10 protein-coding genes are annotated in these 15720 nt (G+C 68.0%); 4 read left to right on the top strand and 6 right to left on the bottom strand.

Annotated elements, in window-relative coordinates:
* Positions 1-5: 5 nt before the first annotated feature.
* Together FFK22_RS24335 and FFK22_RS24330 are read right to left on the bottom strand one after the other, a co-directional pair.
* Positions 6-3362 carry a hypothetical protein gene (locus FFK22_RS24335; RefSeq protein WP_138890489.1) on the bottom strand — a complete coding sequence of 1119 codons (3357 nt, stop codon included), beginning with the start codon at positions 3360-3362 and terminating at the stop codon, positions 6-8.
* A 413-nt stretch (positions 3363-3775) separates the two neighbouring features.
* The gene (locus tag FFK22_RS24330; protein ID WP_221938815.1) at positions 3776-5515 is read right to left on the bottom strand and encodes a radical SAM protein; all 1740 of its coding nucleotides are present in this window, start codon (positions 5513-5515) and stop codon (positions 3776-3778) included.
* Positions 5516-5691: 176 nt separating this feature from the next.
* On the opposite strand from FFK22_RS24330, the gene FFK22_RS24325 reads away from it, so the two are divergent.
* From FFK22_RS24325 to FFK22_RS24315, 3 genes are all read left to right on the top strand, one after another.
* Positions 5692-6459, top strand: coding sequence for a LamB/YcsF family protein (locus FFK22_RS24325; RefSeq protein ID WP_138890487.1), 768 nt, complete (start codon positions 5692-5694; stop codon positions 6457-6459).
* A 146-nt stretch (positions 6460-6605) separates the two neighbouring features.
* Positions 6606-7634 (top strand): BMP family protein, encoded by a 1029-nt coding sequence (locus FFK22_RS24320; protein ID WP_138890486.1) that lies wholly within the window; start codon positions 6606-6608, stop codon positions 7632-7634.
* A 100-nt stretch (positions 7635-7734) separates the two neighbouring features.
* Positions 7735-10569 carry an endonuclease/exonuclease/phosphatase family protein gene (locus FFK22_RS24315; RefSeq protein WP_138890485.1) on the top strand — a complete coding sequence of 945 codons (2835 nt, stop codon included), beginning with the start codon at positions 7735-7737 and terminating at the stop codon, positions 10567-10569.
* A 219-nt stretch (positions 10570-10788) separates the two neighbouring features.
* On the opposite strand, the gene FFK22_RS24310 is transcribed toward FFK22_RS24315, so the two are convergent.
* From FFK22_RS24310 to FFK22_RS24300, 3 genes are all read right to left on the bottom strand, one after another.
* On the bottom strand, positions 10789-11136 hold the full coding sequence (locus FFK22_RS24310) for a hypothetical protein (protein ID WP_138890484.1): 348 nt from the start codon (positions 11134-11136) through the stop codon (positions 10789-10791).
* 223 nt (positions 11137-11359) lie between these two features.
* Positions 11360-12622, bottom strand: a complete 1263-nt coding sequence (locus FFK22_RS24305; RefSeq protein WP_306770161.1) for an RNA polymerase sigma factor — start codon at positions 12620-12622, stop codon at positions 11360-11362.
* Positions 12619-12978, bottom strand: a complete 360-nt coding sequence (locus FFK22_RS24300) for a YciI family protein (RefSeq protein WP_138890483.1) — start codon at positions 12976-12978, stop codon at positions 12619-12621. Before FFK22_RS24300 ends, FFK22_RS24305 begins: the two co-directional genes overlap by 4 nt.
* 127 nt (positions 12979-13105) lie before the next feature.
* On the opposite strand from FFK22_RS24300, the gene dusB reads away from it, so the two are divergent.
* A complete protein-coding gene (gene dusB, locus FFK22_RS24295) occupies positions 13106-14122 on the top strand; it encodes a tRNA dihydrouridine synthase DusB (protein WP_138890482.1) in 1017 nt (338 codons plus the stop codon).
* A gap of 5 nt (positions 14123-14127) precedes the next feature.
* Here dusB and FFK22_RS24290 read toward each other — a convergent pair whose 3' ends face one another.
* On the bottom strand, positions 14128-15684 hold the full coding sequence (locus FFK22_RS24290) for an MFS transporter (RefSeq protein WP_138890481.1): 1557 nt from the start codon (positions 15682-15684) through the stop codon (positions 14128-14130).
* Between the last annotated feature and the right edge of the window lie 36 nt (positions 15685-15720).

The following is a 15720-nucleotide window of genomic DNA, read 5'->3' as shown; positions in this document are numbered from 1 at the left end:
GCCGGTCAGTTCTTGCGCGGCGGCAGCCTGATGCCGGGATTGGGCATGCCGATATTGTCTTGCCTGATGCCGTCGATCCAGTCGCTCAGCTGCGCGATCGTGCTCGGGGTCGCGCTGTAGCCGGTGACCTTGCTGTCGACCAGGTAGCTGTCGTCGTCGAGATCCACGATCATCGAGCTCGTGGCCCGCTCCGACAGCTCCCGCAGCTTGTCGTTGGGCAGCGCGTCCTTGTCGTAGAGGATGTAGTCGAAGAACTCCTTCTTCTCTGCGGGCGTGTCGTAGCCGCGGCACTCGGCCAGCTGCTCCAGCAGCGGGAACAGCGGTCGCCCCTTCGCCTTGTCGGAGGCGCCGAAATCGTCCCGGCCCCTGGCCAGGATCTCGGCGCGCTCCGGGTCCACCGGCGGATCCAGATTGGCCAGGATCGCCTTCGTGTCCCCCTCGAAATACTTGCGCTGCTTTTCGCTGGACTGCCAGTGCAGGATGCCGGCGCCGATCAGCCAGACGCCGGCAGTGATCCATCCCACCGGCCCGGCCCAGGACGAACCCGCGAGCACGAGGCCGGCCTGGACGCCGGACGCGACGCTGATCGACGTCCAGACGGTGCCGCCGAGCACGTTTCCGTTGGAGAACTCGATGCCGGCGGTCCAGGCCGCGACCGGCGCGGTCAGGACCCAGGACGCCTTGCCGAGGGTGCGAAACGCGCCTGGCCCTTCGACGAAACCGAAGCGGGTCATGCGATCCAGCCGTCCACCCTGGTTGAACAGGCTGGGCAGCCCGGTGGCCGGCCGGACATGTGCCCCCTGCGGGATCAGGAAGCTCTGGATTCCGGCGGCGGCGCCGCGCGACACGTCCATGCCGGCCAGCAGGCCGAAGATCGCCGCCCAGGCCTTGTCGTCCGGACGGTCGGACGCCAGGAATTCTCGCGCGCCCCAGATGTTCAGCGCGCCGCTGATCCCCGCCACCGGAATCGCCGCGGCCCGGCTGCCCAGCAGCCCCTCCCGCGGCGCCGCCTCGGTTCCTCCAGCGGCGGCGTTGGCGCGGTTGGCGATGGCCTGGGTGATCGGCGACGACGGCGCCAGCACCGTGGACAGCAGCAGGCCGGAATTCTTGATCTCGCGCGAGATGAAGCCGCCGCTGGGACCGTTGGGCTGGCTGTTCTCCAGCGCCTCCAGCGTCATCAGCAGCGCCGCCCCCTGGGCCGGCTTGTCGCGCAGGGCGTCCAGCGCCGCCGCCCGGTCCTTGCCCTTCAGCCCGTCCAGCACCTCCTTCACCGTGGGCGGCAGGGAGGTCATCCCGGGCGGCAGCTCGATGAGCTTCGCCTTGGGATCGGCGAGCTGCCGCTGGATCTTGTCGTAGGTGTCCAATGCACTCCCGAACGCCGCGTCGAATTCGGGGGCGGAGATGTTGCGGTACAGCGTCTCGTATTGCCTGAATTCGGGCGATTGCTGCAGCTGCCGCTCTACCTCCGCCAGCGTCAGGGCCTTCGGCGGCGCAGACTGTCCCGCCATGGCGACCTGGACCATCGGCGGCGGCGCATCGTCGCCATCGTCCTTGTTGCCGACCAGCAGGTGGCGCAGGTCGCCCTGGGCGCCCTTCAGGCGATCATAGCCGCCGAGATTGTCGCCCTTCAGGCCGCGCAGCGATGCCGGCAGCGCTTCCAGGACCGCGTCGGTGGACATGGCGCCGGCGAACAGGCGCTCGAACGTCGCGACCTGCTCCGGATTGTCCTCCAGCTTGCCGTCCTGGACCTTGCGGACGGCGCCGGCGAGCTCCTTGTCGTCCCGCAGCCCCTGCAGATAGCCGCCGGCCCATTGCGGATCGCCGATCAGGCGCCCGTATTCATCGGTGGCCTTCCGCGCCTCCGGGGTCAGCCGCTCCACGCCGAAAGCCACGGTGTGGAGCATGTTGTCGGCGGCCTTGTCCCAGCCTTCGTCCGCGTAGTGCGCCGCCATGGCGACCGCCAGGGTCGCGCCGTCGCCATGGGCGATGCTGTCGGTAATGGCGGTGCGCAGCTTCAGGTCGCCGCCATGGGCGTTGGGCGATTTCCGGTCGAGGCCGCCGGTGTTCGCCTCGGCCATCAGCGCCGCGAGCTGCGAGACGCCTTCGCTGATCTGCATCCGCCCCTTGTCTTCGCGCGGCGCCGAGGCGCCCGCCTGGGTGGCGACGACGTTCAGGTTGCCGATCAGTTTCTTCGCCTCGTCCGAGATGTTTCCGTGCGACGACAGGTTGCGCAGCGGATAGACGATCTCGGCCAGCCGCGAGGCCGGCGGCTTCTCCTCGTCGCGATATTTTCCCGTCGGCGGCAGCTTCGACAGCTCGACCAGGATCTGGTCGGCACGCTCGGCCGGAACGCCGGTGAGGGTCAGCTCGAGCGAGGCGCCGTCGGTCACCTGCTTGGCCGGATCGGTCACCATCACCTGGTGCTGTGCCGCCTGCAGCGCTTTCAGATAGCCGGGATCGACCTTGAGCGTCTTGGGGTCCATCGGGCCGTAGAAGGACAGCTCGGCGATGAAGTCGGCCGCCTCCTGATCCGCGTCGAAATCCGGAGTCTGGGCCGGCGGGGGCGGGTTGATCCGGCGCCGCAACGCCTCCGCCATGTCGGTCTGGAACGCGCTCCAGTCGCCGGTCTTCTGGCCCTGGGCAGCACTCTCGCGCAGGCCGGAGAACAGCGTGTCCATGTGCAGGCCGAAATCCTCGGTCCGGGACTCGATCAGTTCCCCGAGCCCCTTCGTCTGCGGCAGGACGGCGCGCAGATAGGTTGCACGCTCCTTGAGCGTCGCGTCGAAATCCTTCTGGTCCAACGTCCCGGCGATCGGGACGAGATCCGCGTCGATCAGGTCCTGCAGCTCGTTCTGCTTGGCCTTGGGCAGGTTCGCGACCGATGTCGCGCCGTCCGTGATCGTCGAGATCTTCTGCAGCCGCTCCACCCGCTCGTCGCTGAGCACGGTGATGACATGGGTCTCGGGCAGTCCGTCCGGGTTGTCGCCCAGCTCGGGGTTGAACTTCGCCAGCAGCGCCGCGTACTGCTCGGCATTGTCCCGCTTGGGGTCGAAGCCGAGGCGCTGCGCCACGGCCGGATCCAGGTCCTTGTCATAGCCCAGCTGCCGCGCGATCTCGGTGAGATTATCGCCCCGCTGCGCCTGGTAGGTGATCTGGCCATCGACGCTCTTGTTCGCCGGATTGCTGCCGTCGAGCTGTTGCAGCGGCTCCTCTCTCGGCGTCGCGTTGGTGGCCGGGAGGATTGTTCCGGGGCCCCGCTTCGCCTGGTTCAGGGCCTGGTCCCAGAGGGTGACGGATGTGTTCTGCCTGAACCGGTCCGACAGCGACGGCCAGCGGCCCGGGAGCCCGGAAATACCAGTCATCAGCCTCTCCTGAGTATGGGCAAGGCCGGCGATCGCAGACGGAGCAGCGTTCGCCAGAGTTCTGGAGCGCCAAATCTTGCGGTCGTGCAATTTGTCTATGGCAAAAGGATTACAATCTCAACAAGAAAATTGTAATGATTATGTCACGATTTCAGAAAGACTGGCGAAAATTAGCCGATTCTTGATCACTATGGCTCGTGATTTGCAGCCATCCTGGTTCGAGACGCTCGATGGTATGATCGACACACCGAAATTTGCCACGCAGATTGTTGCAGAGCGGCTTTGGGAAGGACGTTACGGACAAGCATCGATCCGGGCGGCGACGAGGGCGCACGCTTCGCGCCTCGAGAAGGGCGATGCCATAGGTGGGATGGCCGGAGCGGCATCGCTCCGGCGCGCGGATCAGGAGCCGATCATTCCGCAGCGGTGGCGCCCTGCGGCAGCGGTGCCGGCTTCGTGTGCGCCCGGGCTGCGGCGGCGCGGGCGCCCTGCGTCACCGAGAACATCTCCAGCGTGTCGAGCTCTTCCTCACTGACCGGCGTCAGCGCCAGGTCGTGATAGGCCTTGCGGTTCGGGTCGGCCTTGATCCGCCGGCGGACCTGGTTGAAGCGCCACCACAGCCGCGCCATGGCCCAGTGCTTGGCCACGGTCTCGCCGGCATAGCGGAGATAGAACGGCACGGCCGGCTCGATCGGCCGGCCCGGGCGGCGGTCGGTGCGCACCTTGCGGCGCAGATAGCCGCCTTCCAGCGGGTGCAGCCCCTCGACATTGATGCAGGTGGTGAACCACAGCAGCAGGAACAGGATCTTGCCGACGCTGATCCCGGTCGCCGCCGCCCGGCGCATCACCGTCTCCATATGCTCGGGCGAGTAGTAGGTCTGCCAGGCCAGCTTGTAGGCCCGCTGCCACTCCTCGCGCGACATCAGCGCATGGCCGGTGGTGACGTGGTTCAGGTCGTAGCGGTTGAGGTCCGGATCCATCGGGATGCCGGCGTGGAACAGGTTCTTGTGGTCCTCCGACCCGGGCAGCGGCGTCAGGAAGAAGAACTCCAGCAGGTCGACCGGCAGCTCGCGCTGGATGATGCCGATGTCGCGGACGATCGATTCCGGCGTGTCGGTCGGGAAGCCCAGGATGTAGCCGGCATAGGTCATGGCGCCGACCGCCTTCCAGGCCAGCAGCATCTTCCGGTATTCGGTGATCTTGTTCTGCCGCTTCTTGGCGCCGACCAGGCTGTCCGGGTTGATGTTCTCCAGCCCGATGAACACCCGGGTCACCCCCGCCCTGCCCGCCTTCTCGATGAAGTGCGGGATGCGGTGGCACATGGTGTCGACCTGGATGATCATGCGGAAGGACAGCTTCTCCCGCTCGCGCAGCTCGATCAGCCGGTCGAAGATCGGCTCCCAGTCCTTGTTGCGCGCGAAATTGTCGTCGGTGATGAAGAAACGGCTGATGCCGCTCTTCACATTCTCACGGATGATCTGCTCGACATCGTCGGGCGAGCGACGGCGCGACTTGCGGCCCTGGACGTTGATGATGGTGCAGAACGAGCACTGGAACGGGCAGCCGCGGCCGGCGTCGAAGCTGGTGTGCTGGCCGGCGGTGCGGCGCACCCGCGCGATCGGCAGCACCGGCATCGGCACGCCTTCGATGTTCGGCAGGTCGTCCATGAAGTTGTAGAGCGGCTTGAGCCGGCTGGCGAAGGCATCGACCAGCACCTCGTCGAGCCGCCCCTCGGCCTCGCCGGCGAACAGCGAGATGCCCAGCGCCTGCGCCTCCGCCACCTCGGGCTGCAGGCCGGGCAGCATGGCTATGGTGCCGGAGACGTGGAAGCCGCCGATGCCGACCTGGATTCCCGCCGCCCGCAGCGGCCGGGCGATGTCGACCGCCCGCGGGAACTGGTTCGACTGCACCCCGACCAGCGCCACCATGCCGGAACCGGAGCGCCGGATCCGCCGGATGATCGTGTCGGGGCGGACCCGCGTGTTGGTCTCGTCGATCGCGGTGATGGCGATGTCGACATCGGCGCCGAGAATCCGGCGTTCGGCGCAGTCGCCGGCGAGGCCGTACAGCACCGCCAGCGTGTTCGACGGAATCGCCGACCGCAGCCATTGGATGACGTAACCGTCATCGTCGTAATGCGACGGCTTGATCAAGACGAGCTCAAACACTCGCCGCCCGTTCGTCCCCACCGCCATATCGGCGTCCCCTTATTGGGTCCTGTTGGCGCCTGAATAGCATGAATGCGGGGCGCGGGGCGACGATTGCTGTCATCGGCGGCGAGGTTCATACAAGAGGCACCAAGGCACGGGCCGTTCCGGGGAAAGAGATCATGGCAAGCGTCGATCTGAACTGCGACATGGGCGAGGGCTTCGGCGCCTGGGAGATGGGCGACGATGCGGCGATGCTGGAGATCGTGACCTCGGCCAATGTCGCCTGCGGCTTCCATGCCGGCGACCCGATCGTCATGCGGCGGACCCTGACCCTGGCGCGCGACCGCGGCATCGGGGTCGGCGCCCACCCCGGCTTCCTCGACCTCTGGGGCTTCGGCCGCCGGGTGATCAAGGGCGAGACGCCGGAGGAGCTGGAGGCCCAGGTAGTCTACCAGATCGGCGCCATCCAGGGCATGGCCAAGTCGGTCGGCCACCGCATCACCCATGTCAAGGCGCATGGCGCGCTGAGCAATGTGGCGATGGTCGAGGATGCGGTGGCGCTGGCGATCGGCCGCGCCATCCAGTCGGTCGACCCGACCCTGGCCTATATGGTGCTGCCCGGCACGGCGCTGGAGCGCGCGGCGGTGGAGCTGGGCCTGCCGGTGGTGCGCGAGGTCTTCGCCGACCGCACCTATGAGGACGACGCCACCCTGACCTCGCGCAAGATCGCCGGATCGGTGATCCACGATCCCGAGGTCGCGGCCGAGCGGGTGCTGCGCATGGTCGAGGAGCAGGCGGTCACCAGCCGCAGCGGCAAGCGCATCCCGGTGCCGGTCGACACCGTCTGCGTCCATGGCGACACCCCGGGCGCGGTCGGCATCGCCCGCCGCATCCGCGAGCGGCTGGAACAGGCCGGCATCCGCCTGGTGGCGCTGAAGGACCGATGATCCGGCGGAATCGGCGGAAATTCACGGCAAGGCATGGCAGACGAGCGCTGCGGACCGCGCTCTTGTAACCGAAGCTTAACGCGTCCATCTCCGGGGCCACGGGTCAGCAGGACCCACGCCGCCCCTGCCGTCCGGAGACGGAACCAATGATTCTCGATCGTCGTCGCCTTCTCGCCGGCATCAGCCTGGCCGTGGTCGGCCTGTCCGTGATGGCTGCCGCCGATCCCGACGGGGTGATGCGCAGCGCCGACGGGGAGGTGCCGGTCAAGCCCGGCGTGGTCTATGCGCTGGGCGACAAACGCGACGGCGGCTTCAACGAAGGCGCACTGCACGCGCTGGAGTTCTTCCGCAACGAGACCGGCGAGGCCTTTCTCGAGGCCGAGCTGCAGTCGGTCGACGGGTTCGCCGCGGCAGCGGACGGCCTGGTGCGGCAGGGCGCCAACCTGATCATCGCCGTCGGCTTCTACTATGCCGATGCGGTGAAGGCGGCCGCCGCGGCCCATCAGGACATCCGATTCGTCCTGGTCGACGGCGTCGCCGACGGGCCGAATATCCGCTCGATCGTGTTCCGCGAGCAGGAGGGCGCCTATCTGGTCGGCGTGCTGGCGGCCCTGGCCTCGAAGACCGGCACGATCGGCTTCGTCGGCGCCACCGACGTGCCCCTGATGCAGAAATTCTCCAACGGCTATGCCGCCGGTGCCCGGGCGACGCGGCCCGGGGTCACCACCCTGGTCGACTATGTCGGCACCGATACCGCCGCCTTCCGCGACCGGGACCGGGCGGCCCAGGTCGCGCGCGATGAAATCGGGCGCGGCGCAGACGTGGTCTTCGCCGTCGCCGGCGAGGCCAATCTCGGCGTGTTCCAGGCGGCACGCGAGGGGGAAAAGCTGGCGATCGGCGTCGACAGCAACCAGAACGGGGTGGTCCCCGGCACCATCCTGACCTCGATGCTGAAGCGGGTCGACATCGCAGTGCTGCGCTCGCTGGACGACATGCGGGCCGGCACCTGGTCCGCCGGCCTGGTCACGCTGGGCGTGCGCGAGCACGCGGTCGGCTGGGCGATCGACGACAACAACCGGCCGCTGGTGACGCCGGAGATGGAGGAAGCGGTCGAGACCGCCCGCCGCGCCATCGCCGACGGCAACATCACGGTGCCCGACCCGACGGGGCCCTGACGCCCTCCCCGTCATCCGAATGCAACCGAAGCCCCGTACAGGTGTTTCGGGAGCGGCAAGGGATTCGGTCCTTGCCGGATGAAGAAGGGGGAACTTCGTCATGGCCGATCCATTGCTCAACGAGTTCGTCGCCAACCATGTCGGCACCGACAGCTCGGAATATGTCGAGATCAAGGGCGACGCCCTGACCGACTACAGCGGCTGGACGCTGGTGCAGATCGAGGGCGATGCCGGCGGCACCGGCCGCATCATCTCCGCCACCGATATCGGCACCACCGACGCCGACGGCTACTGGAGCAGCGGCTTCCAGTCGAACCTGCTGCAGAACGGCAGCGGCACTCTGCTGCTGGTCGAGAACTACAGCGGCAGCACCAGCCAGGATCTCGACACCAATGATGACGGCGTGCTCGACGCCACGCCCTGGGCTCGGATCGGCGACGGCGTCGCGATCGACGACGGCGGCGGCGGCGACCGCTTCTACAGCACCACCGTGCTGACACCGAGCTTCGACGGCGCCGGCATCACCGTCGGCGGTGCCTCCCGCCTGCCGGACGGCGTCGACACCGGCAGCCCGTCCGACTGGACCCGCAACGATTTCGACCTGGCCGGTCTGCCGGGCCAGGCCGGCACCCCGGTCCCCGGCGAGGCGCTGAACACGCCAGGCGCCGCGAACGCCCCGGTGCCGGAGACCGAGCCGGACTTCCACGCCATCTACGAGATCCAGGGCGCCGGCCACCGCTCCGAATTCGAGGGCGACCGGGTGGCGACCCAGGGCGTGGTCACCGCCATCGCCGCCAACGGCTTCTACATCCAGGACGCCCAGGGCGACGGCAACACCGACACCTCGGACGCGGTCTTCGTCTTCACCGGTGCCGGCGCGGTGCCGGCCGAGGTGCAGCTCGGCGTCACCCTCGACGTCACCGGCTCGGTCACCGAGTTCCAGCCCGGCGGCGCCTCGTCCCACAACCTGACCGTCACCGAGATCACCGGCGCCAACGTCGAGGTCTCGGCCGTGCAGCAGACCGTGCCGGTCGCGGTCAGCATCGGCGCCGGCGGCTATGCCCCGCCGACCGAGACGATCGACGATGACGGCCGCACCGTCTTCGATCCCGGCCATGACGGCGTCGACTATTGGGAGAGCCTGGAGGGCATGCTGGTCGACATCCCGGCCCCGGTGGTGGTCGGCCCGACCAACGGCTTCGGCGAGGCCTATGTGCTGGCCGACAACGGCGACCACGCCACCGGCACCCGCACCGGCGGCCTGATGATCTCCGAGACCGACCAGCAGCCGGAGCGGATCCAGATCGACGACGACCTGCTGGGCAGCTTCATGCCGAAGCTCAATGTCGGGGCCCAGCTCGGCACCGTCCAGGGCGTGGTGAACTATAATTTCGGCTGGTACGAGGTGCAGGCGACCAAGCCGGTCACGGTCGACTCGCCTGGCACGCTGCAGCCGGAGACCACGGCGCTGGCTGGCGACCGCGACCACCTGACCGTAGGGTCGATCAACCTCGAGAACCTCGACCCCAAGGTCGAGGATGTGAACCTGGTCCAGGACAAGAACCCGAGCAACGTCGACGACGATATCGGCAGCGGCAAGTTCGACCGGCTGGCGCAGCAGATCGTCGGCAACATGGGCTCGCCCGACATCGTCGCGCTGCAGGAGGTGCAGGACGGCGACGGCGCCGAGATCACCGGCGTCACCTCGGCGGCCGAGACCGCGCGGGTGCTGATCGAGTCGATCGTCGCCCATGGCGGGCCGCGCTACGAATATGTCGATGTGGCGCCGGAGAGCGGCACCTCGGGCGGCCAGCCCGGCGGCAACATCCGGATGGGCTACCTGTACAACCCGGACCGGGTCGACCTGGCCGAAGGCTCGGTCAAGGCGCTGACCGACACCGACCTGTCGGACGGCGACGCCTTTGCGTCCAGCCGCCTGCCGCTGGCCGCCGATTTCGTCTTCAACGGCGAGACGGTGACGCTGGTGAACAACCATTTCACCTCGAAGGGCGGCAGCTCGCCGACCTATGGCGACACCTACCCGCCGGTGAATGGCGGCGAGGACCAGCGCGAGGCCCAGGCGGCGATCGTCAACGCCTATGTCGACGGCCGGCTGGCGTCCGACCCCGATGCCAAGGTCATGGTGGTCGGCGACCTCAACGAGTTCTCCTGGAACGATCCGCTGAAGGTGCTGCGCGGCGAGACCGACGGCAGTCCTGTGCTGAAGGACCTGGCCGACGAGCTGCTGACACCGCAGGAGCGCTGGAGCTACGTGTTCGAGGGCGCGAGCCAGGAGCTCGACCACATGCTGGCGACCGACGGCGTGTACAAATCGGGGCTGGAGTTCGACATCGTCCACACCAATGCCGGCTTCGCCGACCAGGTCAGCGACCACGACCCGTCGGTGGCGCGGCTGCACATCCCGGCGCCGGGCACGCCGGAGAACCCGAACATCATCACCGCCGACAAGCCAACCTTCTTCTTCAACTTCGCCATGGTGAAGGGCACCGACGACTTCGACGAGGTCCGCGCCACGGTCAACGTCAAGGCGAACGACGCGGTCGAGCGCATCGTGCTGCAGGGCGACCGCGATCTGATCGTCTGGGCCGGTAACAGCGACACCCAGATCATCGGCAACAGCGGCAACAACACGCTCTATGTCGGCGCCGGCAACGACCGCATCGCCGGCGGCGCCGGGAACGACCTGCTGATCGGGGGCCGCGGCGCCGACATCTTCGCCTTCGGCCATGGCGACGGCCGCGACGTCATCACCGATTTCGACGTCCGCCAGGACAAGCTGCTCATCGCCGGCGGCGCCGACGCCACGGTGAGGTGGGGCCTGCTGAGCACGGTGGTCGAGCTCGACGACGGCACCCGCGTCACCCTGCTCGGCGTCCGCCCGGACCAGATCGAGCACGCGGATTGGATGGTGTGAGGCGGCTGGTTCGATCGTTGACCAGGGACTGAAAAATCCCGTGTCGTTGGTAGGTCGGGTTCGCAGCTGCGAACCCGATAACAGACCCTCGGAAACAAGATTGGGTTCGCCTCGGCGAACCCAATCTACCCACCACGTTCTTCGCCCATCACCACAGGAAAAAATACCAGTGCCGCTTTCGGCCAAAATATACCTTTGCACAAATCACATAGCACCGAGTTAACCAGAAGTGACGGTAAATGTTCCGTATAGATTTCCCCCAACGCCAAAATCAACATCACTTACAGAAACATTATATCCTTGATTATTTGTCAAAATCACAGGTTTCAAAATTTTATTTGAATAATCAAATGACACATTAAACATGTCCCAGTCACCATTATCAATAGTATATTGTATGTAACCATTGAAATCCGCCTCTCCGGCGGCAATGACGCAAAACCCGGCTCCATTACCGGGCATACTATCACGGATAGGAATACTTACATTTGCACTTGTTTCGCTTTCGTTTGACGAAATCCCCCATGCAGTTTTGTTTATTATAGTGAATGTAATACAATACGCCATCGCAAAATCCTCCCTCTCAGCCCAACATTCCAACGTCAATCATAATATTAAATCAGATAGTGTTCCAAAACCAATGCGAACAGATCGGATACAGATAATTATTCATCTGTAATTCTTACAAATTACGAACAAAATCCAATGTTTTTCAGGTTCAGATTGTTAAGTCGACACCTTCGACAAACCCTGGAGGGATCCTGTATTGAGTTCGCTCTACGAACTCAACCTATATCTGCCTCCCCTCCTCCAGCTCATCCAACCTCCGCAGCAAGAATCTCCGCTCCGACTCTTGCTGCGTCAGGCTGAGCGCGCGGTCATAGGCGATGCGCGCCTCTGCCGTCCGGCCCAGCCGCCGCAGCAGGTCGGCGCGGGCGGCGTGGGCCAAGCGGTAGCCGCCGAGATGGCCATGCGCCAAAATCGCGTCGATCAGCGCCAGACCCGCCGCCGGGCCGTCGCGCATTGCCACCGCCACCGCCCGGTTCAGCGCCACCACCGGCGACGGGTCGGCCCGCAGCAGCAGGTCGTAGAGGCCGACGATCTCCGCCCAGTCGGTCGAGGCGGGGTCCGGCGCGTCGGAATGCACCGCCGCGATCGCCGCCTGCAGCGCATAGCCGCCGACCTCCGGACCTGCCAGTGCCCGCCGCACCAGCGCCGTGCCCTCGGCGATCAGACCGCGGTGCCACAGGCTGCGGTCCTGGTCGGCCAGCAGCACCAGGTCGCCGGTCGGCGAGCTGCGCGCGGCGCGGCGGGATTCCTGCAGCAGCATCAAAGCCAGCAGGCCGATCGCCTCCGGCTCCGGCAACAGCCCGACCAGCAGCCGGCCCAGGCGGATCGCCTCGCCCGACAGGTCCGGCCGGGTCAGATCGGCGCCGGAGGAGGCCAGGTAGCCCTCGTTGAACACCAGGTAGATGACCTGCAGCACGCTGTCCAACCGGTCCGGCAGCTCAGCCTTCGGCGGCACCTGGTAGGGGATGCCGGCGTCGCGGATCTTCGCCTTGGCCCGGACGATGCGCTGCGCCACCGTGGTCGGCGCGGCCAGGAAGGCATGCGCGATCTCCTCCGTGGTCAGGCCGCACATCTCGCGCAGGGTCAGCGCCAGCCGGGCCTCGGGCGCCAAGGCGGGATGGCAGCAGGTGAAGACCAGCCGCAGCTGGTCGTCCTCGATCGCCTCGGCCTCGTGCTCGTGCGGGTCCTCCGCCTCCTCCAGATGCTTCGCCAGCTCGGCCCGCGCGGCATCGAGGCGGGTGCGGCGGCGCAGCCCGTCGATCGCCTTGAACCGGCCGGAGGAGACCAGCCAGGCCCGGGGATTGGCCGGCATGCCGTCACGCGGCCATTGCTCCGCCGCCGCGCGGAAGGCGTCGTGCAGCGCCTCCTCGGCCAGGTTGAAGTCACAGAGCAGGCGGATCAGCGTGGCCAGCACCCGGCGCGACTCCGCCCGGTAGACCGCCTCGATCGTCCGCTGCATCGCCCGGGCCGGATCCGCGGTCATCGGTCGCCGCAATGCTCCCAGACCGGCCGGACCTCGATGCTGCCCATCCGCGCCATCGGGATGGCAGCGGCCAGCTGCAGCGCCTCGTTGAGGTCGCGCGCCTCGACCATGATGAAGCCGGACAGGAACTCCTTGGTCTCGGCGAAAGGGCCGTCGCTGGTGATGACCCGGCCGCCGCGGATCCGCAGGGTGGTGGCGGCGCTGGTCGGCTGCAGCGCCTGGGCGGCGACGAACTGGCCGCGGCGGCGCATCTCCTCGTCATTGGCCATGGATTCGCGGACCAGCGCGCCGAGCTCGTCGGGCGGCATCGCGTCCAGGGTCCGCTGCTCCATATAGACCAGGCAGAGATACTTCATCGGGGGCTCCTTCCGGCTGCGAGTGTGGATGCTGGCTTGTCGTTCCGGGAAGCCCCGAATCGACAGGCTTTCGGTTTACGCCACGCCGCAGCGCGCCTAGATAAGCGACGATCGAATTGTGGAAGCCATGCCCGAAGCCCTGACCATCGGTTCCGTCGCGGTCCCCGGACGGGTCTGGATCGCCCCGATGACCGGGGTGTCCGACCTGCCGTTCCGCCGCGCCGCGTCGCGGCTGGGCGCGGCCTATGTCGCGACCGAGATGGTGGCCTGCGCCGAATTCGCCCGCGGCCGGCCCGACGTGGTGCGGCGCGCCGCGGTCGGCGACGGCCTGCCGCTGATGGTGGTGCAGCTGATCGGCCACGAGCCCGGCGCGGTGGCCGAAGGCGCCCGCCTGGCCGCGGCTGCCGGGGCGCAGATCATCGACCTGAATTTCGGCTGCCCGGCGCGCGAGGTCACCGGGGTGCAGTCCGGCTCGGCCATGATGCGCGACCCGGACCGGGCCGAGCGGCTGGTCGCGGCCGCGGCCGATGCGGTCGACGTGCCGGTCACGGTCAAGATCCGGCTGGGCTGGGACGATCTCAGCCGCAACGCGCCGGACTTCGCCCACCGCTGCGTCGCCGCCGGCGCGCGGGCGGTGACGGTGCATGGCCGCACCCGCTGCCAGTTCTACAAGGGCACGGCCGACTGGAGCGCGGTGCGCGCGGTGAAGGACGCGGTGTCGGTTCCGGTCATCGTCAATGGCGACATCGTCGACGGCACCACCGCGCGGAAGGCGTTGGCCCAATCCGGCGCCGACGGCGTCATGGTCGGCCGCGGCGTCACCGGCAAGCCGTGGATCGCCGCGGCGATCGAGGCGGCGCTGGACCGGCCGGAGGCCGAAAGCGCCGCCGAACCCGGCCCCGAGGACCGGCTGGCGATCGCCCTGCAGCATTTCCGCGAGACGCTGGCCTTCTACGGCGACCATCACGGGCTGCGCGTGTTCCGCAAGCATCTCGCCGCCTATATCGAGGCCGCGCCCTGGCCGGCCGCCGCCGAGGACCGGCGCGAGGCCCGCCGCCTGCTGTGCCAGAGCGACTCCCCCGCCGAGATCGAGGCCGGCCTGGCCGCGCTGTGGACCGGCCGGGCGCATCGTCTGGCGGCCTGACCCGCTCACTCCGTCGCGGGAGCTTCGGCCCCCTGCCGCGGCGGCCTCAGCACCGTCGCAGCCAATAGCGCGGCGACGGCCGCGATGCCGGCGCTGACCAGGGCGGCCAGGCCGAAGGCATGGGTGAAGGCGCCCCGCGCGGCATCGGCCAAGGCCCGGCCGGTGTCGCCCGGCAACTCCTGCGCCGCCGCCAGGGCGCCGCCCAGCGTCGCCCGGGCCGCCTCGGCGGCTTCGGGCGGCACCCCGGCCGGGACGCTGTCGATCATGACGCCGCGATACAGCGCCGTGGCGATGCAGCCGAGCACGGCGATGCCCAGGGCGCCGCCGAACTCGGCGCCGGTCTCGGAGATCGCGGCCGCCGACCCGGCCCGCTCCGGCGGCGCGGCGCCGACGATCAGGTCGGTGGTCAGGGTGAACACCGGCGACAGCCCGGTGGCGAAGACCACGGCGGCGCCGGCCAGCAGCGCCGGGCCGGAGACATGATCGACCAGGGTCAGCGCCAGGAAACCCAACGCCGCGACAATCAGACCGCCGGTCATCAGCACCACCGGCCGGGTCCGGCGCAGCGCCATCGGGGTCAGCATCGAACCGGCGACGAAGGCCAGCGACGACGGCAGCGTCCACAGCCCGGCCTCGAGCGGCGAGAGCCCCAGCACCAGCTGCAGATACTGCGCCACGAACAGGAAGGTGCCGAAGACGGCGAACAGGCCCAGCACATTGACCGCCAGCGCCGCGCCGAAGCCCGGCGAGCGGAACAGGCGCAGGTCGATCAGCGGGTCGTCCAGCCGGGCCTGCCGGCGCACGAACGCGGTGCCGATGGCGAGGCCGGCCAGGATCCACAGCAGCGGCGCCCAGCCCGGCCCGTGCTCGGCCAGCATCTTGATGCCGTAGATCGCGGCCAGCACCGCCGCCAGCGACAGCACGGCGCTGGCCAGGTCCAGCCGCCCGGCCTGCGGGTCGCGGTATTCCGGCAGCAGGATCGGGGCGACGATCAGCAGCACCGCCATCACCGGCACCGCCAGCAGGAACACCGAGCCCCACCAGAAATATTGCAGCATCAGCCCGCCGAGCAGCGGCCCGATGGCGCCGCCGACGGAATAGCCGGTGATCCAGACGCTGATGGCGAAGGTGCGCTGCCGCGGGTCATGGAACATGTTGCGGATCAGCGACAGGGTCGACGGCGCGACGGTGGCCCCGGCGACGCCCAGCAGCGCCCGGGCCGCGATCAGCGTCTCCGCCGTGTTGGCGAAGGCGGCCAGCAGCGAGGCGAGGCCGAACACCGCGGCGCCGATCATCAAGAGCTTGCGGCGGCCGATGCGGTCGCCCAGCGTGCCCATGGTGATCAGCGACCCCGCCACCAGGAAGCCGTAGATGTCGACGATCCACAGCAGCTGCGAGGCGCTGGGCCGGAGGTCCTCGGTCAGCGTCGGCACCGCCAGGTTCAGCACCGTCAGGTCCATCGAATAGAGCAGGCAGGGCAGCGCGATCACCGCCAGGCCGATCCATTCGCGGCGAGTCGCCCTCGGCCCGGAGGCGAGAGTGTCGGGCGTGTCCTCCGGCATGGCAAAATAAACCTTTTGGTTAAGTATTATCCCCTG

Source organism: Mycobacterium sp. KBS0706 (assembly GCF_005938675.2).
GTDB lineage: Bacteria > Pseudomonadota > Alphaproteobacteria > DSM-16000 > Inquilinaceae > Inquilinus.
This window is presented reverse-complemented; position numbering and strand designations above follow the sequence as displayed.

Coding starts and splice junctions, on each gene's coding strand:
- FFK22_RS24335 (WP_138890489.1), bottom strand. CDS start 3,362: ATGACTGGTATTTCCGGGCTCCCGGGCCGCTGGCCGTCGCTGTCGGAC.
- FFK22_RS24325 (WP_138890487.1), top strand. CDS start 5,692: ATGGCAAGCGTCGATCTGAACTGCGACATGGGCGAGGGCTTCGGCGCC.
- FFK22_RS24320 (WP_138890486.1), top strand. CDS start 6,606: ATGATTCTCGATCGTCGTCGCCTTCTCGCCGGCATCAGCCTGGCCGTG.
- FFK22_RS24315 (WP_138890485.1), top strand. CDS start 7,735: ATGGCCGATCCATTGCTCAACGAGTTCGTCGCCAACCATGTCGGCACC.
- FFK22_RS24310 (WP_138890484.1), bottom strand. CDS start 11,136: ATGGCGTATTGTATTACATTCACTATAATAAACAAAACTGCATGGGGG.
- FFK22_RS24305 (WP_306770161.1), bottom strand. CDS start 12,622: ATGACCGCGGATCCGGCCCGGGCGATGCAGCGGACGATCGAGGCGGTC.
- FFK22_RS24300 (WP_138890483.1), bottom strand. CDS start 12,978: ATGAAGTATCTCTGCCTGGTCTATATGGAGCAGCGGACCCTGGACGCG.
- dusB (WP_138890482.1), top strand. CDS start 13,106: ATGCCCGAAGCCCTGACCATCGGTTCCGTCGCGGTCCCCGGACGGGTC.
- FFK22_RS24290 (WP_138890481.1), bottom strand. CDS start 15,684: ATGCCGGAGGACACGCCCGACACTCTCGCCTCCGGGCCGAGGGCGACT.